At 34.4% G+C, this 26,045-nt stretch carries 22 protein-coding genes and 2 tRNA genes; 13 read left to right on the plus strand and 11 right to left on the minus strand.

The window, feature by feature from the left end; translation table 11 throughout:
- Positions 1 to 16: 16 nt before the first annotated feature.
- Both Q0893_RS17965 and Q0893_RS17970 read right to left on the minus strand, forming a co-directional pair.
- Positions 17 to 814 carry a TIGR00266 family protein gene (locus Q0893_RS17965; RefSeq protein ID WP_298904080.1) on the minus strand — a complete coding sequence of 266 codons (798 nt, stop codon included), beginning with the start codon at positions 812 to 814 and terminating at the stop codon, positions 17 to 19.
- A 59-nt stretch (positions 815 to 873) separates the two neighbouring features.
- Positions 874 to 1,332, minus strand: a complete 459-nt coding sequence (locus tag Q0893_RS17970) for a DUF4442 domain-containing protein (RefSeq protein ID WP_299278311.1) — start codon at positions 1,330 to 1,332, stop codon at positions 874 to 876.
- Between the two features lie 144 nt (positions 1,333 to 1,476).
- Between Q0893_RS17970 and Q0893_RS17975 the strand changes: the two genes are divergently transcribed.
- From Q0893_RS17975 to Q0893_RS18010, 8 genes are all read left to right on the plus strand, one after another.
- Positions 1,477 to 1,923 carry a DUF4870 domain-containing protein gene (locus tag Q0893_RS17975; RefSeq protein WP_298904076.1) on the plus strand — a complete coding sequence of 149 codons (447 nt, stop codon included), beginning with the start codon at positions 1,477 to 1,479 and terminating at the stop codon, positions 1,921 to 1,923.
- A 160-nt stretch (positions 1,924 to 2,083) separates the two neighbouring features.
- The gene (locus tag Q0893_RS17980) at positions 2,084 to 2,422 is read left to right on the plus strand and encodes a PadR family transcriptional regulator (RefSeq protein WP_298904075.1); all 339 of its coding nucleotides are present in this window, start codon (positions 2,084 to 2,086) and stop codon (positions 2,420 to 2,422) included.
- On the plus strand, positions 2,422 to 4,254 hold the full coding sequence (locus Q0893_RS17985; protein WP_298904073.1) for a PspC domain-containing protein: 1,833 nt from the start codon (positions 2,422 to 2,424) through the stop codon (positions 4,252 to 4,254). The genes Q0893_RS17980 and Q0893_RS17985 overlap by 1 nt, the downstream gene beginning before the upstream one ends.
- An 89-nt stretch (positions 4,255 to 4,343) precedes the next feature.
- On the plus strand, positions 4,344 to 5,138 hold the full coding sequence (locus Q0893_RS17990) for a nuclear transport factor 2 family protein (protein WP_299278317.1): 795 nt from the start codon (positions 4,344 to 4,346) through the stop codon (positions 5,136 to 5,138).
- The gene (locus tag Q0893_RS17995; protein WP_298904068.1) at positions 5,138 to 5,725 is read left to right on the plus strand and encodes a TlpA disulfide reductase family protein; all 588 of its coding nucleotides are present in this window, start codon (positions 5,138 to 5,140) and stop codon (positions 5,723 to 5,725) included. Before Q0893_RS17990 ends, Q0893_RS17995 begins: the two co-directional genes overlap by 1 nt.
- Before the next feature lie 29 nt (positions 5,726 to 5,754).
- Positions 5,755 to 6,483 carry a head GIN domain-containing protein gene (locus tag Q0893_RS18000; RefSeq protein WP_299278320.1) on the plus strand — a complete coding sequence of 243 codons (729 nt, stop codon included), beginning with the start codon at positions 5,755 to 5,757 and terminating at the stop codon, positions 6,481 to 6,483.
- A 21-nt stretch (positions 6,484 to 6,504) separates the two neighbouring features.
- On the plus strand, positions 6,505 to 7,368 hold the full coding sequence (locus tag Q0893_RS18005; RefSeq protein WP_298904064.1) for a hypothetical protein: 864 nt from the start codon (positions 6,505 to 6,507) through the stop codon (positions 7,366 to 7,368).
- Positions 7,369 to 7,474: 106 nt separating this feature from the next.
- Positions 7,475 to 8,308 (plus strand): DUF2807 domain-containing protein, encoded by an 834-nt coding sequence (locus Q0893_RS18010; RefSeq protein WP_298904062.1) that lies wholly within the window; start codon positions 7,475 to 7,477, stop codon positions 8,306 to 8,308.
- Positions 8,309 to 8,374: 66 nt separating this feature from the next.
- Here Q0893_RS18010 and Q0893_RS18015 read toward each other — a convergent pair whose 3' ends face one another.
- Together Q0893_RS18015 and trxB are read right to left on the minus strand one after the other, a co-directional pair.
- Positions 8,375 to 8,887 (minus strand): flavodoxin family protein, encoded by a 513-nt coding sequence (locus Q0893_RS18015; protein WP_299278324.1) that lies wholly within the window; start codon positions 8,885 to 8,887, stop codon positions 8,375 to 8,377.
- 67 nt (positions 8,888 to 8,954) lie between these two features.
- Complete coding sequence (gene trxB, locus Q0893_RS18020) at positions 8,955 to 9,932, minus strand: thioredoxin-disulfide reductase (RefSeq protein ID WP_298904058.1); 978 nt, start codon at positions 9,930 to 9,932, stop codon at positions 8,955 to 8,957.
- 213 nt (positions 9,933 to 10,145) lie between these two features.
- Here trxB and Q0893_RS18025 point away from each other — a divergent pair, with 213 nt between their 5' ends.
- Positions 10,146 to 10,625: a hypothetical protein gene (locus tag Q0893_RS18025; RefSeq protein ID WP_299278329.1), complete on the plus strand. Its 480-nt coding sequence runs from the start codon at positions 10,146 to 10,148 to the stop codon at positions 10,623 to 10,625.
- A gap of 38 nt (positions 10,626 to 10,663) precedes the next feature.
- Here the strand turns inward: Q0893_RS18025 and Q0893_RS18030 are convergent, their stop codons facing one another.
- The 4 genes from Q0893_RS18030 to Q0893_RS18045 form a co-directional block, all read right to left on the minus strand.
- Positions 10,664 to 11,224: a hypothetical protein gene (locus tag Q0893_RS18030; RefSeq protein WP_299278334.1), complete on the minus strand. Its 561-nt coding sequence runs from the start codon at positions 11,222 to 11,224 to the stop codon at positions 10,664 to 10,666.
- A 92-nt stretch (positions 11,225 to 11,316) separates the two neighbouring features.
- Positions 11,317 to 11,394, minus strand: a tRNA-Pro gene (locus Q0893_RS18035).
- 20 nt (positions 11,395 to 11,414) lie between these two features.
- A tRNA-Ser gene (locus Q0893_RS18040) sits at positions 11,415 to 11,498 on the minus strand.
- Positions 11,499 to 11,593: 95 nt separating this feature from the next.
- Positions 11,594 to 13,639 carry an HDIG domain-containing metalloprotein gene (locus tag Q0893_RS18045; RefSeq protein ID WP_298904035.1) on the minus strand — a complete coding sequence of 682 codons (2,046 nt, stop codon included), beginning with the start codon at positions 13,637 to 13,639 and terminating at the stop codon, positions 11,594 to 11,596.
- Between the two features lie 157 nt (positions 13,640 to 13,796).
- Here Q0893_RS18045 and Q0893_RS18050 point away from each other — a divergent pair, with 157 nt between their 5' ends.
- Together Q0893_RS18050 and Q0893_RS18055 are read left to right on the plus strand one after the other, a co-directional pair.
- A complete protein-coding gene (locus Q0893_RS18050) occupies positions 13,797 to 14,975 on the plus strand; it encodes an acetyl-CoA C-acyltransferase (RefSeq protein ID WP_299278338.1) in 1,179 nt (392 codons plus the stop codon).
- Between the two features lie 9 nt (positions 14,976 to 14,984).
- The gene (locus Q0893_RS18055) at positions 14,985 to 15,734 is read left to right on the plus strand and encodes a C40 family peptidase (RefSeq protein ID WP_298904032.1); all 750 of its coding nucleotides are present in this window, start codon (positions 14,985 to 14,987) and stop codon (positions 15,732 to 15,734) included.
- A 56-nt stretch (positions 15,735 to 15,790) separates the two neighbouring features.
- Here the strand turns inward: Q0893_RS18055 and Q0893_RS18060 are convergent, their stop codons facing one another.
- Together Q0893_RS18060 and gyrA are read right to left on the minus strand one after the other, a co-directional pair.
- A complete protein-coding gene (locus Q0893_RS18060) occupies positions 15,791 to 17,068 on the minus strand; it encodes a tetratricopeptide repeat protein (protein ID WP_298904030.1) in 1,278 nt (425 codons plus the stop codon).
- Between the two features lie 29 nt (positions 17,069 to 17,097).
- Positions 17,098 to 19,644, minus strand: coding sequence for a DNA gyrase subunit A (gene gyrA, locus Q0893_RS18065; RefSeq protein ID WP_298904028.1), 2,547 nt, complete (start codon positions 19,642 to 19,644; stop codon positions 17,098 to 17,100).
- Positions 19,645 to 19,901: 257 nt separating this feature from the next.
- Here gyrA and Q0893_RS18070 point away from each other — a divergent pair, with 257 nt between their 5' ends.
- Positions 19,902 to 22,451, plus strand: a complete 2,550-nt coding sequence (locus tag Q0893_RS18070; RefSeq protein WP_298904326.1) for an ATP-dependent Clp protease ATP-binding subunit — start codon at positions 19,902 to 19,904, stop codon at positions 22,449 to 22,451.
- An 84-nt stretch (positions 22,452 to 22,535) separates the two neighbouring features.
- A complete protein-coding gene (locus tag Q0893_RS18075; RefSeq protein ID WP_298904026.1) occupies positions 22,536 to 22,901 on the plus strand; it encodes a hypothetical protein in 366 nt (121 codons plus the stop codon).
- A gap of 181 nt (positions 22,902 to 23,082) precedes the next feature.
- On the opposite strand, the gene Q0893_RS18080 is transcribed toward Q0893_RS18075, so the two are convergent.
- The coding region (locus Q0893_RS18080; RefSeq protein ID WP_299278344.1) for a T9SS type A sorting domain-containing protein at positions 23,083 to 26,045 on the minus strand (2,963 nt) is incomplete at its 5' end.

Raw genomic sequence — 26,045 nt, forward strand, 5'->3', positions numbered from 1 at the left:
CTTACAAGAATGTTATTTAAAACCTATTGTCGCCATCCAGTAAATCACCCAAACCACCAAGTATACTTCCTTCACCTTTACTCTTACCTCCTTTAGGTAATGATGATAATACACGTCCAGCTAATCTACTAAACGGTAAAGACTGCACGTAAACAACTCCTGGTCCACGAAGTTTAGCAAAAAACAAACCTTCGCCTCCAAAAACGGTGTTCTTAATACCTCCTACAAATTCGATATCATAATCTATATCCTGAGTAAAACCAACAATACAGCCTGTATCAACTCTTAAGGTTTCTCCTGCTTGTAATTCTTTTCGAGCCATGGTCCCACCAGCATGAACGAAGGCCATACCATCTCCTTCTAGCTTTTGCATTATAAAGCCTTCGCCTCCAAAAAGTCCTCTCCCAAGTTTTTTAGAAAACTCTATACCTATACTTACCCCTTTTGCAGCGCATAAAAAGGCATCTTTCTGACAAATGAATTTGCCGTTATATTCGGTTAGATCTATAGGTACAATTTTCCCTGGATAAGGTGATGCGAAAGAGACATTTCGCTTTCCAGAAAGGTCGTTATAAAATGCGGTCATAAATAAACTTTCTCCCGTGAGAATACGCTTTCCTGCCCCTAATATTTTTCCAAAAAAACCTGTGTCTTTCTGTGAACCGTCACCAAAAATAGTTTCCATTTTGATACCGTCATCCATCATCATAAAGCTCCCAGACTCTGCAATAACGCCTTCTTGAGGATCGAGCTCTATTTCGACATATTGCATTTCTTCTCCGTAAATTCTGTAATCGATTTCGTGTGATGTCATGTGTTTGTGTTTTTTAATTGATTACCTATATGTTTAAAGAATCTGTTATTTGTTACAATCTATTTACTTCTCACCTTAATAGTCCATTCAAAGTTAAACTCTGATACCTGAATACCTTCACTATTAATACCTTTTGAATTTAACCATACCGTTTGACCTTCTCCAGTTGCAATAGCATTTTTGATAGCTTCATCAATGTTTTTACCTTCATTACAAGTAAACGTAATCCTACCTGTGGCCTTTTTTGTAAATGATCCATTGTTACTTGCTACCAGCATCGAAATTTTATGCCCACTATTCCTAATTTTTGACATGATCAAGGCTCCTGTGGTTAACTCGGCAGCCATACCTTGTACAGCCCAAAACATAGACTTAAATGGGTTTTGATTAAACCATCTATGCTTAACAGATACTACGCAACTGTTCTCATCTAACGATTTAGTACGTACACCACAAAAATATGCGGAGGGTAATTTAAATAATAAAAAAGTATTGAGTTTTTTAGGTGAAACGGTCATATTTACTGGAAGTTTCAGCTAATTTATTGAAAATAATTGACACTACCATTTGTTAATATTATGTTAAATTTAAGTACTATGCGTAACATAATACCTGTTTTTAGACATATATTTGTATAAGAAATTACTATATGTTTTAAAATCATGCCAGACAATCACTCAAAAAACATCGCAACATTCATTCATTTATCAACCTTTAGTAGGTTTATAATTCCCTTAGGAAACTATATCGGACCTATAGTACTATGGATGGTTAACAAAGACAAATCTGAATTTGTAGACACTCATGGAAAGCAAGCCATTAATTTTCAAATAAGTATTTTGCTTTATACATTAATTCTTGGTACCATATCAATTCCGTTTTTCATTTTTAAAGTTTTTAACGGTTTAGATTTTGTTGATTTTCATGGATTTCATGATTTTCATATCAATATTGGTAAACCTTCTCCCCTTCTATTTATTACTGGCGGTTTAGCATTTCTTGCCATAATAGGATTTATACTAGAACTTGTATTTATTGTTATAGCTAGTTTAAAAGCGAGAGACGGTGAATTATACCACTACCCATTAACAATCAATTTTTTAAAATAATATTTCATCAATTAATCATCAATCAATCAAAAAATGAACAGTTTATTAAAATTTAATCTCATTAAAATATGACACGAGCATTTTATCAAAGCATATTACATGATCTAAACGTCTTTAATGCGAATTGCATAAGACTTTTACAAAAACCTAGAAGAAACTTATGAAAATAGAAAACACAAAAGCACAGATGCGAAAAGGCGTATTAGAGTACTGTATTTTATCAGTATTAAAAGATGATGACGCTTATGTGGCGGAAATCTTAGGCACGCTAAAAGACGCAAAACTGCTTGTGGTTGAGGGGACAATTTATCCGCTTCTCACAAGACTGAAAAATGCTGGATTACTCAATTATCGTTGGGAAGAATCTACATCTGGACCGCCTAGAAAATATTACGGTCTTACAGAAACAGGACAGTTATTCTTAAAAGAACTAACCATTACCTGGAACGAATTACAAAACGCAGTTAACATAGTAACAAGACAAAAAAACACGAAATAATGAATAAAACAGTCAACATAAATTTAGCAGGTATATTCTTCCATATAGACGAAGATGCATACTTAAAATTACAACGCTATCTTGAGGCTATAAAACGTTCATTTACAGACTCTCAAGGTCGTTCAGAAATCATATCAGATATTGAAGCTCGTATCGCCGAACTTTTTAGCGAACGTGTTCAAAACGAAAGACAAGTTATAGGCCATAAAGAAGTAGATGAAGTCATCACCATCATGGGGCAACCAGAAGATTATTTGGTTGACGATGAAATTTTTGAAGACGAACCAAAACGTTCATATTCAAAACAACGCTCATCTACAGCTAAAAAATTATATAGAGATACAGACAATTCCTATGTTGGAGGTGTATCTTCAGGTTTAGGGCATTATTTCGGTATTGACGCGCTCTGGATTCGTTTAATTTGGTTCTTACTCATATTTGGTGCTGGAACAGGAATTCTTTTATACATTTTACTTTGGATTTTTGTACCTGAAGCAACGACAACTTCTGAAAAACTAATGATGAAAGGTGAGCCAGTAAATATTAGTAACATCGAAAAAAAAATTAAAGGCGGTTTTGAAACCGTAACAGATTCGTTGTCTAGTGTTACAGATTCTATATCTAATGTTACAGATTCTATTTCAGAAAGTGTAAAAAAAGCAGATATACCTAAACAAGGTGAGCGTATTAAATCAACATCTAGTTCCTTTTTTGAAACTATAGGTGATATCATTATGTTCTTTTTGAAACTTTTCGCAAAGTTCTTTGGAGTGATTCTAATGATAGTTGGAGCCGTTACTATTATTTCATTAATTGTAAGCTTATTTAGCCTAAATCTTTTAGATAATGTACATATTCCAGGAACCAACTTTTTTGATATTGCAGATGCAACCAACATGCCAGTTTGGCTCATGTCGTTACTCGTATTTTTCTTTATAGGTATTATCGCATTCTTTATATTTTACCTTGGATTAAAAATATTAATTACAAATCTCAAGTCTATTGGTAATGCAGCAAAGTATACATTACTGGGGTTATGGCTTATTTCATTTATCTCGTTAATCATTTTGTCGGCAAAATTTGGACTTAGTTTTAAAGAAGAAGGGTCTTCAATTAAAACCGAAAAATTAGCATCCATAACGGCAAACGACACCATAAGTCTACGTATGGATGATAATGATTTATTCTCGAGAAATAGATACTATAGAAACTATGGATTTGATACGGCTTACGATGAGAATGACAACAAAGTGCTATACTCAAGAGGTGTAAGACTTATTGTTAGATCAACTAAAGATAGTATTGGTAAAATTAGAATTGAACGTAGCGCAAGAGGATCAGATTTTGCTAATGCAAAAAACAGAGCCGAACGTATCAGTTATAAGTATACATTACAAAATAACGAACTCTTACTTGATAGCTATTTAACACTTCCGCTTAATGAAGCTCGTAAAGGTCAATCGGTTACAGTTACGGTGTATTTACCAGAAGGCGCTGTACTTTATGCAGATAAAAACACCTACAATTATCATAGTAACGACTACTATTATAATGACATTCTTGATCATGATATGGAGGAACATTACCTTCAAATTATTACCAATGATGTAAAATGCTTAGACTGTCCAGAAGGTGAAAACTATCGAACCGAAGAAATCGACATCCATGATGAAGAAAACGGTCTAAGAATAGATGAGGATGGCATTAAAGCAAAAACAGATAATAGCAGTCTTCAAATTGATAGTGACGGACTTAAAGCGAAGACGGAAGATGTGAAAGTCAATATTGATGACGACGGTATAGAAATTACAACCGAAGACAACGATAATTAACAATTCATCATAAACAATCAACGGTTCAGGTATTTAAAATTTAACTAACCAACCATTTTTTAAATATTTGAACCTCAATCAATCAAAAAATGATACAGTTACTATATAAACTCATTATTCTTACCATTACTTTCTACGGAATGACCATGGTATTAAAGCCAGAGGTAACAAAGCATAATGAAATTTACAATACGCTAAAAGTAAAGGATAGCCTATTGTTTGAGCGTTCTTTTAATAAATGTGAAACTCAATATTTAGAGGAGCTAATTGCCGAAGATTTCGAGTTTTATCATGATATTGGTGGTGTAGAAACCTCAAAAGAGGGGTTTATCAAATCTATGAAAAATGGCATTTGTAACCCAGACAATACCACAAAATCAAGACGAGAGTTGGTAGACGGTAGCCTTGAGGTATTTGTATTAAAAAACAAAGGCGTAGTATATGGTGCATTGCAAAAAGGAGAGCATAAATTCTTTGAAACCACCAACGGTAAAGAAGTTGCTGGAAGCATTGCGAAATTCTCTCACCTATGGATTTTAGAAGATGGCGAATGGCGCTTAAAACGCGTAATGAGCTACGATCATAAAATGCAAGACCAACCAGAATTAAAGTATACCAAAGTATCTGAGGCACTGTTAGATTCTTATATTGGTCAATATGAAGCCAAAACATCAGGAACCGTAGTTATATCAAGAACTGAAAAAGGTTTACACATTAACGCTGGAGGATTAAACACTGAAATATACGCGAAAACACCATCGCTATTCGTACATAAAAAATCGACTTTAACCTTTGAGTTTATAACTAACGCTAAAGATAAAGTCAACAAGTTTATCGTAAGAGAAAACGATAACATCGTTGAAGAAGCTATAAAACAACAGTAATGAAACAAAAAGTAATTATATTTTGCATAGGTTTATTTACAGGATTAATCATTTGGTTTGCATATGATCGAATAGATTCTCATAATTCAGCTCAAGCCTATATTGAATACTTAAATCAATACGAAAACGATGAATTCTTAGCTGAGAAAAAAGAACAACCGTTTGACGCTGAAGCATTATATAAAATGAAATTAACTTCTAAGAATGGTAAAGAAGTTAGCATAAAAAACAATGAGAATATTGTATTTCTTAATTTTTGGGCTACTTGGTGCAAACCTTGTATTGAAGAAATGCCTTCCATTCAAGAACTATATGATAAATCGGAAAACGTAGATTTTTATTTACTGACATATGAAGATATAGATAAAGCTACAGAATTTATTGAAAACAAAGGATTTAGTTTTCCTATATACTCTTATAAAGATAAAACAAATCTTCCTCTTTTTTTTCAAGAAAATGGTGGTTCCATTCCAGATACTTATATCATTCACAATAATGAAATTAAATTTCATCATTTAGGAGCTGCCCCCTGGAATTCTAAAAAAGTAGATTCTTTATTTTCTAAAATTCTAAAAAAAAATAATTAATAATAATCATCTATTAAAATCAAAAAATCATGACAACATTAACAAAATTCACAATTGCAGTAATATTTAGCATATTGCTAACATCTTGTAATTTCGATATCAATTTTGATACAGGTGTTACTGGGAATGGAAACGTATCCACAATAGAACGTACACTCGACGGCGAGTTTAATCAAATTGCAGTGAGCAGAGGCTTAGATGTATATTTAACACAAAGTGATTCGCCAATGCTAAAAGTTCAGGCCGACGAAAATCTTCATGACATTATTATCACTGAAATAGAAGAAGGTGTTTTAAAAATTTATGCTGACGAAAACATAAGACGCTCTGAAGCTAAAAAAATTATGGTCAATGTAAAAGACATTAATCTCATAACCTCTACAAGTGGTAGTGACGTATATTCAACAAACACAATTGTTGCCGATAATTTAAAGCTTGTTACTACAAGTGGTGCCGATTTAGAAATTGACATCAAAGCCGAATCAACGACATTACGATCAACAAGTGGTAGCGATTTAAAGGTTTCTGGAACAACTAATGACCTCGATGCCGAAGCGACAAGCGGAAGCGATATTAAAGCTAAAGATTTAAAATCGCATAACTGTACAGCTTCAGTAACCAGTGGCGCAGACATTGTTGTTTATGCCAAACAAAAATTAAAAGCCAATGCATCTAGTGGTGGCGATATAAAATATTATGGAAACCCAGAATCTGTTGACACTAATGATGGTGTTTCTGGTAATATCAGAAAGCAATAACAACCAGGTATAATCAAAGTGATGAAAAAAATTGTAACGTTTATTCTAGTTTTTTTCGGGCTTATTTTAATCTTGTTTTTTACAAATGTGATGTGGAAATCACCAGCTTTCTATAAAACAGAAACGCAATACACATTAGAAGTGCCTGTTATGGATATGACGACGTACAAAACCATAATTAATACCCATCGTAGACCATACATCTATACTGTCTACGGAAAAAACAAAGGCAAGGTTATAGTTGTTGGCGTAGAGCATATAAACGATCCGTCAAATGCCCAATTTGATTCCATTAGACACTATTGGGCTATAAATAAACCAGATGTTGCTCTTGTAGAAGGTAGGCTTGGTTTTTTATTTAAGTGGTTTCAAGACCCTATAGAACATTATGGAGAAAGCGGACTAACATCAGCGCTTGCAAAAAAGGATCATGTAAATTTATTTACATGGGAACCAACACGAGAAGATGAAATTGAACTCATGATAAAACGCTATCCTGCTGAAAAATTAGCCATGTTTTATGCACTTCGTCCATTTTATGGTTTGAGTAAAGAAGAACGGCAGAATAATCCCGAAGATGCGCTACAGAAACTAATAGATGAACGAACCGATTATGATCATTTACGACATACCATTACCTCTTGGCAAGATGTAGATAGCATATGGCAAACAGATTTCCCTAATAAAGATTGGAGACATCACGATGCTGGTTATGGATGGCCTGGTTATTTACAAGAGATTTGGAACGGCTCTAACCTCTCAAGAGATGAACATATGATTCAAATCATTTTAGAGCAAGTAAATCAAGGAAAAACAGTTTTTGTGACCATGGGTTCTAGTCATGCTCCAAGAATTGAAAACACTCTGAAAACAGCATTAAAATAAACGTTTAACAACCAACTAATCAACCTTTATTAAAACCATTTCAAGCTTAATTTTAAGTTTGGGATGGTTTTTGTTTTATATTTGTTATAACACTTAATTTATAATAATGAAAAACGTTACATTATTTCTATTGGTCGTTTTAGGCTATACAGTTACAGGTTTTGCCCAAAACACTGAGAAAGTAAAAGGTGATAGAAATTTAACTATTAAGCAAACCTATATTGATGATTTCAAGAAAATCGTAGTTGGTGAAGATTTTAAAGTAGAATTATTTTACAATAAAAAACCGTCGGTTGAAATAGAAACAGATGACAACCTACACGAATATATCAACATAGAAGTTGTTGATAGCGTCCTTACATTAACAACAACGCGTGATATTAGAGCTAAAAAGCTAAATATTAAAGTTAATTATAGCGATGGATTTTCTCATATTGAAGTTAAAGATGATGGTGAAGTTAGATCTCTTACATCTTTAGAACTCAACAACGCCACTCTAAAAACCAGTGGTTCATCTCGAGCATATCTCAATATTAAAACTGATGATTTTAGCTTTGTAAGTACCGGTAAAGCTAAGGTGAAATTAAATATTACAGCAACAAATGTTACTGCTGAAATAAGTGATAACACTAAGATGGATGCTTTGATTAATGCAACAGCTGTTAAAATGGATTTGTACCAACGCGCTAATTCGGATGTTGAAGGGACCATTGAAAGTTTAACTCTAAGAACCGACAATAATTCTCAATTCAATGGTAAAAATTTCACAACTAAAACTTGTAACGTCATTGCCGAATTGGCAAGTGACGTGTATGTTGAAGTTATTGATGAGATCGTCATAGAAGCAACTGGCTCTAGTGAGGTATATCTCTACGGAAATCCAAAAATTACAATTAATAAGTTTACAGATACAGTAAAACTTCAGAAGAAAGAAAAATAAGGCTATTTTAAATGTCTTAAACCTTATATAGAACGTCCGAAATGTTTAAATATTTCGGACGTTCTTTTATAGTTTATTGAGTAATGACTTTAAACGAGACTCAACCGTTTTTGGAATTGTTTGATCGCTTAAAACCCATGTATGAACATGTTCTAAGTAGGTCATTCCTAAATATGCTGCACTTTGTTCAAACGGCATTTTAAATCCTTCGAAAATCTCGGCATCAGACCCACAGCTTATTGAGCCCATAACTTTACCTCTCAATTGCCTTCCTAAAGGTTTTTTATCACCAATTAATACATCTGAAATTCTATCGAAAAACGTTTTCATTTGCGCACTCATAGTGTACCAATATACTGGCGTCGCAAACAAAATAGTATCGTAATTAAGTATCGAAGTTAGCAACGGATGAAAATCGTCATTTTCATTCTTAAGCTCATAATCAAAATAACCAATCTTATAGTCTGACAAAGAAATCAAATCGATATCATTTCCTTGAGATATAAGATAATCCACTATCTTTCTAGTATTACCAAAAGGTCTTGAGCTCCCTAATATAATTATGGTTTTATGTTTCATATAAATAACAAATCCGAAGCTAAATAAATATTAGACTTCGGATGTTCTTTTAGTTATAAATTAACACCTAGTAAACTGGTGTTGACACTTCAAAATCTGACTCTTTAGCAGCCAAATAACGTTCAGCATCTAAAGCAGCCATACAACCAGTACCTGCAGCAGTAACCGCTTGACGGTAAACATGATCGGCGGCATCACCAGATACAAAAACACCTTCTACATTTGTTTTAGCCGTTCCAGGTGTATTGATTATATAACCTGTTTCATCTAGCTTTAAATAGGCTTTAAAAATATCAGTATTTGGTTTATGACCAATGGCTACAAAAAATCCTGTTGCCGGGATTTCAAATTTTTCATTTGTTTTATTGTTAAACGCTCTTACGCCTGTTACCACTTGACCGTCACCTAAAACCTCATCAGTTTCAGTATTGTATAGTATTTCAATATTAGGTGTATTAATAACACGATTAGCCATAATTTTCGAAGCTCTAAACTCATCTCGTCTAACCAACATTGTTACTTTAGTACACAATTTTGACAAATAATGAGCTTCTTCTGCCGCGCTGTCTCCAGCTCCAACAATTACAACTTCTTGGTTTCTGTAGAAAAATCCATCACATACGGCACAAGCAGAAACACCTCCACCGAGTTTTAAATATTTTTGTTCAGACTCTAATCCTAAATATTTAGCAGAAGCTCCAGTAGAAATAATTACGGTTTGGCAATGAATTTCTTTAGTATCGTTTACCCATACTTTATGGATATCTCCCGAAAAATCAACTTTGGTAACCCAACCATCTCGAATATCTGTTCCAAAGCGAGCCGCTTGATTTTGTAATTCTATCATCATTTCAGGTCCTGTAATTCCCTCAGGATAGCCTGGGAAATTCTCAACATCATTTGTTGTTGTTAATTGACCTCCTGGTTGCGTTCCTTGATAAAGTACTGGCGCCATATTGGCTCTTGAGGCGTATATTGCTGCAGTATATCCTGCTGGTCCTGAACCTATAATTAGGCATTTTACTTTTTCTATTGTATCAGACATATGTTGTTTCAATTTGTTATAGGCAAAAGTAGGTTTTTTGAACAAAAACTTACATCAAAGTTATTAACAGTTGTTATACATATATTGGATTTTTCAATGTTATAAATTATAAATTGAATCCATTTTTAGTTTGAATATGCAAATAAGATTTTAGCAATACTGGTAGTTTTTTTGTAAATTTAAAGTAATTCACATATTAAAATCATCAAAATTATGAAAGCTATCATTTCATCACTCCTAATTATACTGTTGATTTTTTCCTGCAAAGAGCAACCAGAGCACCAAGTTGAAGAAGCTACTATTGATGTTTCTGAGGTTGAACATAATTCGAATCCGCTTGAAGGTGCCTGGGAATTGGTAGGCTACTACAATTACATGGACAATAAAATTAAAGATTCCTTTAGAACCAGTGAAGGCTATAGACAAGTAAAAATGTATACCGACTCTAAGGTTATGTGGAGTAAGTATATCCCATCAGATTCTTCCGAATGGTTTGGCTATGGCAGTTATACTGTTAACGGCTCTGAGCTCGTTGAAATATTAGAATATGGTTCTGAAATGATGAGTAAAATTATTGAAGAGAAAAAAGAATTTAAACACGAACTTGTTATTAATGGTAATACGTTTAGCCAAATTGAGATTGATGATGATGGCAATCGTATTTACGCTGAAAATTATAGACGTATTGAGTAGTCAAATGCGTTGTTAAAAGCCTCTATATTTATTATATCTTAGCGCAAAGCACTCAATTGTTTGACGACTTGATTTATAACACCTTCGAAGTTTTTGGACGTATCAACATAGTTTATGTTGTATCTAAAACAAGCGTCCTTAATAGTTAGACTATGAGTTATCATATTTTGTATATGGGCCTTGATATATGCATCAGATTTATCAATCAACCAATCGTTTTGTTCAGTACTAAAATCTTTAATATACTGAAACTTCTCTTCAACACTAACACTGGTATAACCTACAAAACAAATTTTAAGTCTGTCTGGATGTTTTTTCAGTAATTCTGCAATCAATTCTGGCTGTATCGCTTCCCCTTCAATAATATAGTCTACATCAACCCATATCATACTTTCTAACATGGCTTTTAAAAAACTCCAAATGCGCTTAGCGATTTCATTTGGAAACAACTTATCATGAATGCCGTACTTAGGAATCCCATTAGTAAACCCCATAACAAGCCAGTCTAAGGACATGTAAGATATGCCTTTTTGCTCAGCTATTCTTTTTGCAATCGTGGTTTTTCCAGATCGTGAAGCCCCACTAATTAGGTATAACATATAACTGTTTTTAAACTTAGATTGGTTTAAATTTAAGCATCCTAATTAGTAAATATAAAACAAAAAAAGCTGAACAGATTGTTCAGCTCTTGTGGTCGGGGTGGCAGGATTCGAACCTGCGACCTCCGCGTCCCAAACGCGGCGCGATAACCGGGCTACGCTACACCCCGAAAATGGTTATCAAAAAAAGCGGAGAGACCGGGATTCGAACCCGGGCAACACTTACGCGTTGACAGATTAGCAATCTGCTCCATTACCACTCTGGCACCTCTCCAATAAAATTTAAAAAGAACGTCTTTTTAATGGGATGCAAATGTAACTTTTCATTAGCAACAACACAACAATTTTTTATATTTTTTTCAGTAAAATTTATTCGGGATATTCAATTCTTAGATGGAATATGTTGGCTAACTTCGTTTTAAGCACTTTTTTGATAGATTGAATTTCCTTAAAGGTAATATTCGCATTTAAAAATTGACCATCTTCCATTTGTTTGCTAATAATACTTTCTACAAACTTATCAATCTTCGTTGTTGTAGGCTCTTTAAGACTCTTAGAAGCGGCTTCAACACTATCGCACATCATAAGTATGGCTGTTTCTTTACTAAAAGGCTGGGGTCCTGGATATCTAAAATCTGCATCGTTCGTATCGTCATTAAGTTCTTTCTCTTTTCGGTAGAAATAATACACTAAACTTGTACCATGATGCGTCCTAATAAAATCAATAACTCGATCTGGCAAATTATGCTTCTTTGCAATCTCAATGCCATCTAAAGTATGATCAATTATAATTTTGGCACTCTCTCTAGACGATAGTTCGTCATGCGGATTAATACCTGTAGCCTGATTTTCTGTGAAATAGGTTGGGTTCTTCATCTTTCCAATATCATGATACAATGCTCCTACCCTAATAAGCATAGCGTTCGCTCCTATTTCATTTGCAGATGCCTCAGCCAAATTGGCTACGTTTAAAGAATGATGAAATGTACCTGGTGCTTTATTGGCAAGTTGCTTCAAAAGTTTTGTATTCGTATCTGAAAGTTCTAATAAAGAAACATCAGAGACTAAACCAAATAACTTTTCATAAATATAGATGAGAGGTTGTACAAATAACGTTGCCAGTCCACCAAGTACGAAAAGTCCAAAAGTAGTAGGATTCAAATTGGTGATATCGCCTTCTTGAATTACAAAAAACGCAAAATAAGCTATAATGTATATTAAGGTTATTTGCCCAACTGAAATAAATAGGTTGGCACGTTTGTATAATTCTGAAACGGTCAAAATAGTTACGATTCCCGCAATAATTTGCAAAAACATATATTCATAACTATTTGGCACAATAAAGCCTAAGAGTAATACTGTAAGGACATGTGCAAATAATCCCAACCTTGCGTCAAAAAATGCTTTTAAAACTAATGGAAGAATACACAAAGGTACTACGTAAACATACTGAGAATTATAATTAATGATTAATGTGGTCAACAAAATCATTAATAAAATATTAAAGAATATAAAGGTGACTTTAGTATTATCTAAGAAAACATCCATTCTATATTTCCGTAGAAACAATAAAAGCATTAACAAGGCCAATGCTACAAGTAAGGCATAGGCAAATACAATTAAGTTATAATTAGACTCGTTCCAAACTTGAGATTCGTATTCGGTTTCCAAGGATGTTAAGATATCGTATTTGTTCCCTTCAACGAGCTCACCTTTAGATATAATTAAAGTTCCCTTCTCAATTCTACCTCTAACACTCGAAATACCTTCTAACCTTTCATTTAAAGCATTTTGAGTAAAGGACGCATTTAAACTTAAATTAGGTTTTATAATATTAAAAAACATGGAAACAAAAGTGGCATCAAACCGAGATAAACCATTGTCTGCCAATTTCCTTTCAATAACACTTCTAAACCCATCAAATTTTGTAAGATTTGAAAATTGAGTCTCATCATATTGTGTCTGCTGTTCTAATAATATGACATTCTTATCGTTTAAATAGTCATAATCTTCATCTAAAACTCCAAACTCATAAATATCTAGAATTGCAGATTCACCTACGCTATATAAATTACGATGTGTCCTAACAATACTGTCATTAAATGATGCTTTGAATTTTTCAGAATAGTCACTTAGAACAGATGATTCAACCAAAGTATTAATGTCGAAATAAACGGCACTCTTTTCTGAAGCCTCTTGCCGTTCGTTTTTAATTTCTTCATTAGATTTTTTTATGGCAAAATCGAATGGCGCGAGCAAACTTTCAGACTGCCAAGGCTTTCCTTTATCAAAATCATATTTAAATTTTCCGCTCTTCGGAAATAAATAAACAATCAAAAAGGTAGTACTTAAAAACAAAAGCACTTTATATAAAAGTGCATGATTTCGATACCACTTATTAATTAAATCATTCATTATTATAGGAGTTAAAGTACGATTTAACAATTATGAGCAATACGTACTAATACTTTCAAAAGTAAGAAAATATAATAGAACCGATGTTATCGTATTGAAGCTGTCTTTTTATTAAAAAATGATTAATTTTGCAGCTACAAAACAAAATAGATTTAAAATGAGTAGAGACGTCGTTATTGTATCAACTGCAAGAACTCCAATAGGAAGTTTTTTAGGAGCTTTATCAACAATTCCTGCACCAAAATTAGGTGCCATTGCCATAAAAGGGGCTTTAGATAAAATTAATTTAAAACCAGAAATGGTTGAAGAGGTTTTAATGGGTAATGTTGTTCAGGCTGGAACAGGTCAGGCACCTGCGCGTCAAGCGGCCATTTATGCTGGTATTCCAGATACAGTACCGTGTACTACAATAAACAAAGTTTGTGCTTCAGGAATGAAAACTGTGATGCAAGCAACGCAATCTATTGCGCTTGGTGATACTGATATTGTTGTTGCTGGAGGTATGGAGAATATGAGTTTAATACCTCATTATTACCATGCGCGTTCGGCTACAAAATTTGGTCCAGCCAAAATGGAAGATGGTATGCAAAAAGACGGTTTGGTTGATGTCTACGACCAAAACGCTATGGGAGTATGTGCTGATGCGTGTGCTGCAGAATATGATTTTTCTAGAGAAGACCAAGATGCTTTTGCTATTCAATCTTATAATAGATCTGCTGCAGCTTGGGATGCAGGTAAATTTGATAATGAGGTAGTCCCTGTAGAAGTACCACAACGTCGCGGTGAACCGGTGATTGTGGCAAAAGATGAAGAATATACGAATGTGAAAATGGAAAAAATTCCAGCTTTACGTCCCGCTTTTACTAAAGAAGGAACCGTAACCGCAGCAAACGCTTCTACAATAAATGATGGAGCCGGAGCAATGGTGTTAATGAGCAAAGACAAAGCAAATGAATTAGGATTAAAACCATTAGCTACAATAAAAAGTTATGCAGATGCAGCCCACGAACCTAAATGGTTTACAACTGCGCCTGCTAAAGCATTACCAAAGGCTTTAGACAAAGCCGGAATAACACTCAACGATGTTGATTATTTTGAATTTAACGAGGCTTTTTCTGTAGTTGGTTTAGCCAATATGAAAATACTAGGGCTTAACGATAGTAACGTTAATGTAAACGGAGGTGCTGTATCGTTAGGGCATCCGTTAGGGTGTTCTGGAGTTAGAATACTTATCACATTGTTAAGTGTTCTTGAACAAAACGATGCAAAAATTGGAGCCGCTGCTATTTGCAATGGTGGTGGTGGTGCTTCGGCAGTAGTAATTGAACGTAATTAATATAGCTTAATGCAATACGGAATTTGTAATCTGAGCATTGTTCCTCTTAGAATTGAACCCAGTGACCCAAGTGAGTTAGTTTCACAGGTACTTTATGGTGAAATTTTCAAGGTACTCGAACAACGTAAATCTTGGAGCAGAATTCGGCTTGCTTATGATAAATATGAAGGTTGGATTGATAATAAACAGTATCTTGAAATTAATGAAGATGCTTATAAAACAATCAAACAACAAAGTCATATTCTTTCTACCGATTTAATAGAATTTGTTCAGGATAAAAATCAGCAATTACATACCATTCCTTTAGGGTCTTCTTTAAATGGTCTAAACCTATTAGAACATTCTTTTGATGGCAACTCTATTGCTGAACAACAAGATAAATCGAACTTACTCAACACCGCATTCACCTACCTAAATGCACCATATCTTTGGGGTGGAAAAACACCTTTTGGTATTGACTGCTCTGGGTTTACCCAAATGGTTTATAAGATTAATGGTTATCAACTGCTTAGAGATGCTTCGCAGCAGGCAACTCAGGGTCAAGCCTTAAGTTTTATTGAAGAAAGTGAACCAGGAGATCTAGCTTTTTTTGATAACTCTGAAGGTCATATTACGCATGTAGGTATTATTATGAAAGATAATTATATTATTCATGCCCATGGAAAGGTTAGAATAGATCGATTAGATCATTCGGGTATTTACAATGTTGATAAACGTAGCCACACGCATAAATTAAGAGTCATTAAGAAAATTATATAATTAAAAAAAGCGACTAAAATTAGTCGCTTTTTTTAATTCTTAGTTAGATGAATCAATTAGTTTCCCGCTTCTAATTCTTCAACTCTAGCTCTCATCGCTTTAAACTTTTCTGTTTGTGCCGTTGCACTGTAAATATTCATAAGTGTTTGAGCAGCCTGGATATTTTTAGGCTTTAACTTAAGTGTCGTTTCTAAAAATGGAATTGCAGATTCGTATATTTTTTTACGTTCTTCTCTCAACTCGTCATATCGTTTGTTATCTGCCGAAGATGTTCCTAAAGAGTTCATCTCTTCTACGATAGATTTTTCACCACTTAAAATTAAAACAGCCATGTTGTTATAAGCATCTGTATAAGAAGGGTCTAAAGAAATGGCCTTCTCGTAATACTTCTTTGCAGCATCATTCTCTCCAGCTTCTGCAGCAATAACACCAAGGTTGTACTGCAATTCTGCATTGTTAGGATCTTGTACAGTTGCTTCTTGCATGAGTTCCTTAAATCGATCTCTATTTCCCATTTTTAATTGAACGTTCGCCTCAGAAATTAAAAGTCCTAAGTCATCTGGATTCAAAGCTCTTGCGTCTGCCATTGCTTTTAATGCTTTTTCATTATCACCATTTGAGACATGAATTAAGGCAATATTCTTAACAATTTCGGCAGATTTAGAAGGTGTTGCCTTATCTTTAGGTACGATATGAGTTCCAGCCTTTAAAGAAGCATCTCTTAACACTACATTATCAAATAATTCTTCCTCTCCAGTTTCTTTATTCATTGCATAATACTGAAATCCTTTTCCTTCAAAACCTAAATCTCTTAATTCTTCATAATACTTTAATGAAGTTACATAGTCTTGAGCAGTTACTGCAGTTGATGCTGCATAATACAAGTACAATGTATCGCTAGGAGACATCTTATAAGCCTTTTCAAAACTAGCAGAAGATTTCATATAATCTTTATTCTGAAGTAGTGTCTGAGCTTTCGTCAAAACAGAGTTTAGCATTTGTCCTTTAAGGACGTTGATATCCTCTGTATACTTTAATTTTCCAGCTTGAGCTTCAATTTCCTTTGCTTTATTAAAACTCTCGATCGCAGTATCCATATCATCATTAGATCCTACTCCTGCAGCGTAAAAAGCCTTTCCTTTTAAGAAATAAAACTTCGCTTTCATTTTCGCATCAGCGCTTCCAATTAAAGATTCGGCCGATTGAATAGCCGATTTAGCGTCGGCATAGTTACCAGATTTTATTGCTTTTTCAGCAGCTTTTATTTCATTCTTTTGAGCAAATGAAATCGTGCTAACTAAAAGTGCCAAAGCAACTACAATTTGTTTTCTCATTATTAAGTTATTTTTAGTGTTAATGTAATTTATTCTTCTTCGTTAGAATCAAGAGTTGTGCCACTATTGTTAACATCTTGAATATCAGAATCCTCTGTGTCATTTTCTTCCTCATCTTCCTTCATCACTTTAGCAACTGCCGCAATAGAATCGCTACCTTTTAGGTTAATCAATTTAACACCTTGTGTTGCTCTTCCCATAACTCGAAGATCTTTTACTTCCATTCTAATGGCAATACCAGATCTATTAATAATCATTAAATCATCTTCATCTGTCACTGATTTAATAGCTACTAAATGACCCGTTTTCTCAGTAACGGAAATTGTTTTAACTCCTTTTCCTCCACGGTTTGTAATTCTGTAAATTGCTTCCCCATCTTCTGGATCGTCAATATAGCTTCGTTTTCCGTAGCCTTTTTCAGAAACCACCAAAACAGATTCTTCTTGCGGATTTTCAATGGCAATCATCCCGATAACTTCATCGGCATCATTAGCTAAACGAATTCCTCGCACACCAGAGGCATTTCTACCCATTGGTCTTGTTTTTTCTTCTTCAAAACGAATAGCCTTCCCTGATTTTAGAGCTAGCATTACTTGACTATTCCCTGTAGTCAATTTAGCTTCTAATAATTCATCATCCTCTTTGATAGTAATAGCATTTATACCATTAGTTCGAGGTCTAGAATATTGCTCTAAAGAGGTTTTCTTCACCTGACCCTTTTTAGTGGCCATGATTACATAGTGACTATTGATATAATCTTCATCTTTTAAATCTTGAGTACAGATGAAAGCCATAACTTTATCATCTTGTTCAATATTAATTAAGTTTTGAATGGCACGTCCTTTAGATGTTTTACTTCCTTCAGGAATTTCATAAACACGCATCCAGAAACATTTTCCTTTTTGTGTAAAGAATAACATGTACTGATGGTTCGTTCCTACGAATAAGTGCTCTAAGAAATCTTCATTACGCGTTGTTGACGCTTTTTGACCAACTCCTCCTCTATTTTGAGTTTTATATTCTGTAAGGGATGTTCTTTTAATGTATCCTGCATGAGAAATTGTAATAACTACTTGCTCATCTGGAATCATATCTTCAATACTCAAATCACCTCCTGCATATTCAATTTGAGAACGGCGTTCATCTCCATATTTGTCATTAATAACAAGAAGTTCGTCTTTAATAATATCATAACGACGATCTTTCTTATCAAGAATATCCTTAAGATCATCAATAGTCTTCATTAACTCATCATATTCAGAACGTAATTTGTCTTGCTCTAAACCTGTAAGTTGACGTAATCGCATTTCTACGATTGCCTTGGCTTGTATTTCAGAAAGTTTAAATCGTTCAATTAATTTTGCACGAGCTTCCTCTGCATTAGATGATGCACGAATTAGAGCAATAACTTCGTCAATATTATCTGAAGCAATAATTAAACCTTCTAATATATGCGCACGTTCTTCTGCTTTTCGTAATTCATACTTAGTACGTCTAACAACAACTTCATGTCTATGCTCTACAAAATGATGAATCATTTCTTTAAGATTCAATAATTGCGGACGACCATTTACCAAGGCAATATTATTGACACTAAATGAAGACTGCAATGCTGTATATTTATACAACATGTTTAGAACGATATTTGGAATAGCATCACGTTTTAAAACATAAACAATTCGCATTCCTTTTCTATCTGATTCATCTCTAATAAGAGAAATACCATCAATCTTTTTGTCATTAACTAAGTCGGCAGTTTTTTTAATCATATCTGCCTTATTCACCTGATAAGGAATCTCTGTAACAATAATACATTCTCTTCCTTGTACTTCTTCTATTCTAGCTTTACCGCGAATTACAATTCGTCCACGACCAGTTTTGAAGGCTTCTCGAACACCATCATAACCATAAATGGTTCCACCTGTTGGAAAATCTGGTGCTTTTACGTGTTGAATAAGCTCATCAATTTCAATGTCATTGTTATCAATATAAGCTACTGTCCCTTCTATAACTTCCGATAAATTATGTGGCGGCATATTGGTTGCCATTCCCACAGCAATACCTGAAGCACCATTTACTAAAAGTCCTGGAATTCTCGTTGGAAGTACTGTAGGTTCCTGAAGTGTATCATCAAAATTTAATTTATGATCTACCGTTTCTTTGTCAATATCTGCCAACATTTCTTCAGATATCTTTTTCATTCTGGCCTCAGTATAACGCATCGCTGCAGGACTGTCACCATCAATAGAACCAAAGTTACCTTGACCATCAACTAACATATAGCGTAAACTCCATTCCTGAGCCATACGAACCATAGCATCATAAACCGACGTATCTCCATGAGGGTGATACTTTCCTAGTACCTCTCCAACAATTCTTGCCGATTTTTTATGAGCAGTATTTGATCTAACACCAAGTTCATGCATTCCATAAAGTACACGTCTATGTACAGGCTTTAAACCATCTCTAACATCTGGTAATGCACGTGACACAATGACCGACATTGAATAATCAATGTAGGCAGATTTCATTTCATCCTCAATGTTTATAGGGATCAATTTCTCTCCTTCTTCCATATATTATATAAATTAGATTTTTGTAGGTTTTCAAATCGTGCTAAGATAACGATTTTCATAGTGTTTGGGCGACTTATAAAGTCAAAATTTAGAACTATTTATTAACAAATTTAAGCTCGATTTTTAATAAGTATCTTGTTAAATACTTTGAATTTGTAAAGTTTTTTCACTCTATTAGTACTACTACTATATTTAAGGTATAGTTTTTGCCCTTTTATAGGTAGATTTTATTATTTTTAATGCAGAAAGAGATTACTATGGACGATAATTTTTCCCCAAGAGTTAAGGATGTAATTGCGTACAGCAAAGAAGAAGCTTTACGTTTAGGTCATGATTTTATAGGTACCGAGCATTTAATGCTGGGACTTCTTCGTGATGGTAATGGCAAAGCTATTGATATATTAAATGCGTTGGATATTGACCTCAATCATTTAAGAAGAAAGGTTGAAATTTTAAGCCCTGCCAATCCCAATATCACGACTGCTTCGAACGAAAAGAAGAACTTACATCTAACAAGACAAGCAGAACGCGCTCTGAAAACAACTTTTTTAGAAGCTAAATTATTTCAGAGTACATCTATTAATACCGCACATTTATTATTGTGCATTTTAAGAAATGAAAACGACCCTACCACAAAACTTTTGAATAAGTTAAAGGTAGATTATGATAATGTAAAAGAACAATTCAAATTTATGATTACAAATGATGATGATTATATAGATCTTCCAAAATCTGAGTCGTTCTCTGATGACGAGCCTAATGAAGACGAGGCTGCTAAAGAGAACCCTTTTGGACAATCTTCGGCTAAATCAACTAAAAAGTCTAAAACCCCAGTTTTGGATAACTTTGGAAGAGACCTTACAGTTCTAGCAGAAGAAGGTAAACTTGATCCCGTTGTAGGAAGAGAAAAGGAAATACAACGTGTCTCCCAAATTTTGAGTAGACGTAAAAAGAACAATCCTTTATTGATAGGAGAACCCGGTGTTGGTAAGTCGGCAATTGCTGAAGGTCTAGCCCTTAGAATAGTGAAAAGAAAAGTTTCAAGAATACTGTTTAATAAACGTGTTGTTACTTTAGATTTAGCAAGTTTAGTGGCTGGAACAAAATATCGAGGTCAATTTGAAGAACGCATGAAGGCTGTAATGAACGAATTAGAGAAGAATGATGACATTATTCTCTTTATAGATGAAATTCATACAATCGTTGGTGCAGGAGGTGCAACAGGTAGTTTGGACGCATCAAATATGTTTAAGCCTGCTTTAGCAAGAGGTGAAATCCAATGTATTGGAGCAACAACCTTAGACGAATACAGACAGTATATAGAAAAAGATGGAGCTCTAGAGCGTCGTTTCCAAAAGGTCATTGTAGAACCAACAACCGTAGAAGAAACAATTGAGATATTAAATAATATAAAAGGTAAATATGAAGAGCATCATAATGTTGATTATACGCCAGAAGCTATTGAGGCTTGCGTTAAATTAACCAATAGATATATGACCGAACGCTTTCTTCCAGACAAAGCGATAGATGCTTTAGATGAAGCCGGCTCACGTGTTCATATTACTAACATAAATGTTCCTGATCAAATTATAGAGCTAGAAAAAAAGTTAGAAGAAGTCAAGGAAACTAAGAACAAAGTTGTTAAAAAACAAAAATATGAAGAGGCAGCAAAACTTAGAGACGATGAAAAACGCCTTGAAAAAGACTTAGCAATTGCTCAAGAAAAATGGCAAGAAGAAACTAAACAACATAGAGAACTCGTTACAGAAGATAATGTTGCAGATGTTGTTTCAATGATGACAGGTATTCCGGTTAACAGAATCGCCCAAACAGAAAGTAACAAATTAGCTCAATTACCTGAACTTATAAAAGGGAAAGTTATTGGTCAAGACGAAGCCGTTGCAAAGGTTGTAAAAGCTATTCAGCGTAATCGTGCTGGACTTAAAGATCCAAATAAGCCAATTGGTTCATTTATATTTTTGGGACAAACCGGTGTTGGTAAAACACAGTTAGCTAAAGTATTGGCTCGAGAACTATTTGACAGTGAAGAAGCACTTGTTAGAATTGATATGAGCGAATACATGGAGAAATTTGCTATTTCAAGGTTAATTGGAGCTCCTCCAGGCTATGTAGGATATGAGGAAGGCGGACAGTTAACGGAAAAAGTAAGAAGAAAGCCGTATGCGGTAATCTTATTGGATGAAATTGAAAAAGCACATCCAGATGTGTTTAATATGCTTTTACAGGTTCTAGATGATGGCTACTTAACAGATAGTTTAGGTCGAAAAATCGATTTTAGAAATACAATCATTATAATGACGTCAAACATTGGTGCGAGGAAATTAAAAGATTTTGGTCAAGGTGTTGGTTTCGGTACTGCGGCTAAAACAGCTCAGGCTAATGACAATTCAAGGAGTATTATTGAAAATGCACTCAAAAAGGCATTTGCTCCCGAATTCCTAAATAGAATTGATGATGTCATGGTGTTTAATGCTCTAGACAGAGAAGACATTAATAAAATCATTGATATCGAATTGGCTCACCTCATTAAACGTATAAAAGATCTAGGATATAGACTAAAGTTAAGCAAGAAAGCAAAAGATTATATTGCTGAAAAAGGCTTTGACAAGGATTATGGTGCAAGGCCACTTAAAAGAGCTATACAAAAGTATATTGAAGACGCTTTAGCTGAGGAAATTATTAATTCTCAATTACATGAAGGCGATACAATTACTATGGATTTAGATACAAAGTCTGATGAATTAACTATTAAAATTGAGAAGTCTGAAAAACAACAAGAGTCATAATCTCAAGTAACTTTCTATAAAAAGCCTCTTTAAATAAAGAGGCTTTTTTTTGTTTCAAATTTTTAGAATGATTAACTTTAGAATATGACAGACAGAATTAAACTTGATTTTTGCGACGTTTATATTTACGATAACTATATGGTAGTTACGGTAAATACTGGCGTAAATATTACTGTCGAACATAATTCTGTATTGACAGACATTGCTGATAATTACTACAAAAACAAGGCATTTGTTTATATTACTCATAGAATAAATTCATATTCTGTAGATCCCGCAATTTATAAGGAAACCTCAAAGATTCCTAACCTTGTTGGCTTTTGTGTCGTTTCAAAAAACTTTATGGCAAAAAGCACTGCGCAAATTGAGAAGTTGTTTCTTAGTAAACCTTTTGAAATATTTGACACCTTACCCGAAGCCATTACTTGGGCTCAAACGCTAACAGTATAACCTGTATGGTTATTATTATTTTTCTTCTCAATAAACACCTGATATTTTATTCTTAAACTATACCTCTATTATGGAATTAGAAATATACTTTAAATGCAAAAGTATTAAACAAAAAAAGGCAGCTATAAAATAGCTGCCTTTAATATTTACCCTTAGGGAATTTCCCTAATTATTTATCAATTTACTTCTTACCTGAAGATACGATCTTCTTAGTAACTGATCCTTGACTTGTAGTTAACTTAACATAGAACATTTGGTTCGAGATTCTTGACAAGTCAAAAGTAGTCTTGTCTTTAGAACCTGTAACATATCTATCATTTGTTTCACTTAAGATTAATAAACCTTTAGTATCAAATAATTCGATAGTTACATTAGTATCAAACTCAAATGAGTATGAAATGTTCACTTCCTTATCAAATGGCACTGGATAAGCCTTAAAGTCTACAGTTACATCATGAGCAACTCTAGCCTCAGGATCTCTATTCGTTGGATAGAATTCAAATCCTTCTTCAGCTTCTCCGTTTCTAGATACATTTGAAGCAGATGTCCAAGTGTATTCTACAGAACACTCACCTTCATTTCCACATTCATCTACTGCGTAGAATGTACGTGTAAATGAGTACTCAGTTGTAGATTCGTACTGACCACACTCAACAGTTAATGCTTTGTTGTGACCGTTAACACTTTCTACATACCAATCTGCAGAGTTACAAGATGGTAATCCATCAATCATTGGTCCATATCCAACTTCTTCACCATTCTGAACTATACTATAGTCTTGGAATAATCCATTGAAGAAGAATATTAACTCAAAGTTTCCGTATTGAGGTAATAGAACCCCGTTAAGATCAGTAACATATCCTTGATAATACGGAGCGTCGTTTACATTTCCTATTGGTGCATCTCCAAATGTTAAGATGTAACCTGCTTGGAATATAAATCTAAACTCAGTACTTACTTGAGTAACATCTCCTGGAGTCACAGTAGTTTCACTATCGGTGAACACTTGTGTCTGACCAGAAGTACCACAGTTATCAGTATAAGGTGCTTTGTCAGCAAATCCTGATGGAGTTTCAGTAACATAACCGAAATCTACATCTTCTGGACACTCAACTACTGGTGGCGTATTGTCACTGATCGTGATTGTTTGTGTATGAACAGTTTCATTTCCACAAGCATCAGTAGCAGTCCAAGTACGTACTATAGTAGCATCACATTGTCCTTCAAGATCAAAATTAGGATCTTCAACACAATCAGATAATGCGATATTGAAATCACCATTACTATTGAAACTGTTTCCGTTGTAATCTCCTTGAATCTTAATCCAAGTTGACACTCCTAATCCGTTACTTTGTAAACTAGCTTTCTCACCATATTGTAATCCATATCTTAAGTTCGTTGGGTTATGAGATAGAGATAACTCTACTCCAGCGTAATCGCCTTGTCCAACTAGCTTATTGTCTTTAGATTCATCCATTAGGTAATAAGTCCAAGTTTGTGCATCTGCTAATGTTGCTCCATTAGAAGTTCCTGCGTCTAGTTTAGCTTGACGGAAACCTGTTGGAGACGCTGCATTAGGAATAGATGTCCACTCTTCGTATGTGCTAGCATCTTTAAACCATGCAACAAATTCGAAAATTTGATTAGCATTGTTCACGTTAGCAACTGTTCCTGTCAATTTAGCAGTACCATTTGAGTATTGTACAAATGATGATGTACTAGTTGATGTCCAGTTTCTGTTAGATGCATCTAACCCACCGTTATTAGCAATCCATAATGTATGGTTACTAGCGTCATCAGCTTTACACTCTCTTCTAAAGTTACCTGGATCATAATCCACAGTAGCATCAGAACAGTCATCACTTGCAGTTAATACTGGTGCAGCAGGGATTTCCTCTCCACACTCGATAGCAATATCACCTGGCAACTCTTCATTGAATGTAGGTGCCGTTGTATCTTCTACAATAAATGTACAAGTAAATGGCTCAGATACGTTTTCACATGTATCTTCTACTTCAAAAGTAACAGTAAGTGTAGCGTAGCAATCTTTTCTTTCAGCATCTTTTCCGATTACTCTGAAAGTTAAATCACTTGTTGCTGCACAGTTATCTGTGAAACATGGCGCTAATGTACCGTTAAGTTCTTCAATTGAAATTCCTCCAACTGTCCAGTCTCTATCTGCAATACTAATTTCATCTCCAATTTGTAAAGAGATTTCAGCAGTTGCAGGACAACCTTCAATTGTCATCGTTTCATTATCACAAACTCCTGTAGGAGCTGGTGCTTCGTTATCAATAACAGTTACAGTTTTCTTAGCTGTTATTGTACGTCCACACTCATCAGTAAATGTATAATCTACCTCGAAAGATCCACAGCTACCTTCGAAAGGTTGCGGTACTCCTTGTACTGATCCAGAAATCTCACATGCTCCAGTTGCACCATTATTATAAGATAATGATCCGCCTTCGAATGAATCTACGTCTTCACATGAAATCTCCATGTCTTCTACTTCATCAAACTCAGCTATTGGCGCTGGTAATACTGTAATAGTCTTACTAGCAGTGATTGTTCTATCACATTCGTCAGTATACGTCCAGTTAGCAGTAAGTGTTCCACCACACTCATCGTATGATCCACTTAACTCACCTTCTACTGATCCTTCAATTCTACATGTACTTCTACCTCCATTAGTGTATCCTAATGATCCAGCTTCAAATGTTTCAGCTTCTTCACATGAAATTTCCATGTCTTCTACTTCATCAAATTCAGCTTCTTCTGCAGGTAATACAGTAATTACTTTCTTAGCAGTAATTTTTCTACCACAATCATCAGTAAATGTATAGTCAACATATATGAATCCTCCACATGTAGTGTAATCTCCAATTACTGTTCCATCTACTTCTCCTGAAATCTCACATGCTCCAGTCTCTCCGTTAGTGTATCCTAATGGAGTTGATTCAAAATCTAATGCTTCAGTACAAGAAATTTCCATTTCTCCTGGGTCATTAAATTCTGCTGCTGGTGCAGGTAATACTGTGATCGTCTTACTTGCAGTGATTGTTCTATTACAATCATCTGTGTAAGTCCAGTTCACTGTAAGTGTTCCACCACACTCATCGTATGATCCACTTAACTCTCCTTCTA

Source organism: uncultured Psychroserpens sp. (assembly GCF_947494225.1).
Taxonomy (GTDB): domain Bacteria; phylum Bacteroidota; class Bacteroidia; order Flavobacteriales; family Flavobacteriaceae; genus Psychroserpens.

Bases quoted from the DNA above. Each gene is read 5' to 3' on its own strand.
- Q0893_RS18050 (WP_299278338.1), top strand. From the start codon at position 13,797: ATGAGTAGAGACGTCGTTATTGTATCAACTGCAAGAACTCCAATAGGA.
- Q0893_RS17990 (WP_299278317.1), top strand. From the start codon at position 4,344: ATGATACAGTTACTATATAAACTCATTATTCTTACCATTACTTTCTAC.
- Q0893_RS18015 (WP_299278324.1), bottom strand. From the start codon at position 8,887: ATGAAACATAAAACCATAATTATATTAGGGAGCTCAAGACCTTTTGGT.
- Q0893_RS18055 (WP_298904032.1), top strand. From the start codon at position 14,985: ATGCAATACGGAATTTGTAATCTGAGCATTGTTCCTCTTAGAATTGAA.
- Q0893_RS17995 (WP_298904068.1), top strand. From the start codon at position 5,138: ATGAAACAAAAAGTAATTATATTTTGCATAGGTTTATTTACAGGATTA.
- Q0893_RS18060 (WP_298904030.1), bottom strand. From the start codon at position 17,068: ATGAGAAAACAAATTGTAGTTGCTTTGGCACTTTTAGTTAGCACGATT.
- Q0893_RS17970 (WP_299278311.1), bottom strand. From the start codon at position 1,332: ATGACCGTTTCACCTAAAAAACTCAATACTTTTTTATTATTTAAATTA.
- Q0893_RS17975 (WP_298904076.1), top strand. From the start codon at position 1,477: ATGCCAGACAATCACTCAAAAAACATCGCAACATTCATTCATTTATCA.
- Q0893_RS18005 (WP_298904064.1), top strand. From the start codon at position 6,505: ATGAAAAAAATTGTAACGTTTATTCTAGTTTTTTTCGGGCTTATTTTA.
- gyrA (WP_298904028.1), bottom strand. From the start codon at position 19,644: ATGGAAGAAGGAGAGAAATTGATCCCTATAAACATTGAGGATGAAATG.
- Q0893_RS18070 (WP_298904326.1), top strand. From the start codon at position 19,902: ATGGACGATAATTTTTCCCCAAGAGTTAAGGATGTAATTGCGTACAGC.
- Q0893_RS18025 (WP_299278329.1), top strand. From the start codon at position 10,146: ATGAAAGCTATCATTTCATCACTCCTAATTATACTGTTGATTTTTTCC.
- trxB (WP_298904058.1), bottom strand. From the start codon at position 9,932: ATGTCTGATACAATAGAAAAAGTAAAATGCCTAATTATAGGTTCAGGA.
- Q0893_RS17985 (WP_298904073.1), top strand. From the start codon at position 2,422: ATGAATAAAACAGTCAACATAAATTTAGCAGGTATATTCTTCCATATA.
- Q0893_RS17980 (WP_298904075.1), top strand. From the start codon at position 2,084: ATGAAAATAGAAAACACAAAAGCACAGATGCGAAAAGGCGTATTAGAG.
- Q0893_RS18030 (WP_299278334.1), bottom strand. From the start codon at position 11,224: ATGTTATACCTAATTAGTGGGGCTTCACGATCTGGAAAAACCACGATT.
- Q0893_RS18075 (WP_298904026.1), top strand. From the start codon at position 22,536: ATGACAGACAGAATTAAACTTGATTTTTGCGACGTTTATATTTACGAT.
- Q0893_RS18000 (WP_299278320.1), top strand. From the start codon at position 5,755: ATGACAACATTAACAAAATTCACAATTGCAGTAATATTTAGCATATTG.
- Q0893_RS18045 (WP_298904035.1), bottom strand. From the start codon at position 13,639: ATGAATGATTTAATTAATAAGTGGTATCGAAATCATGCACTTTTATAT.
- Q0893_RS17965 (WP_298904080.1), bottom strand. From the start codon at position 814: ATGACATCACACGAAATCGATTACAGAATTTACGGAGAAGAAATGCAA.
- Q0893_RS18010 (WP_298904062.1), top strand. From the start codon at position 7,475: ATGAAAAACGTTACATTATTTCTATTGGTCGTTTTAGGCTATACAGTT.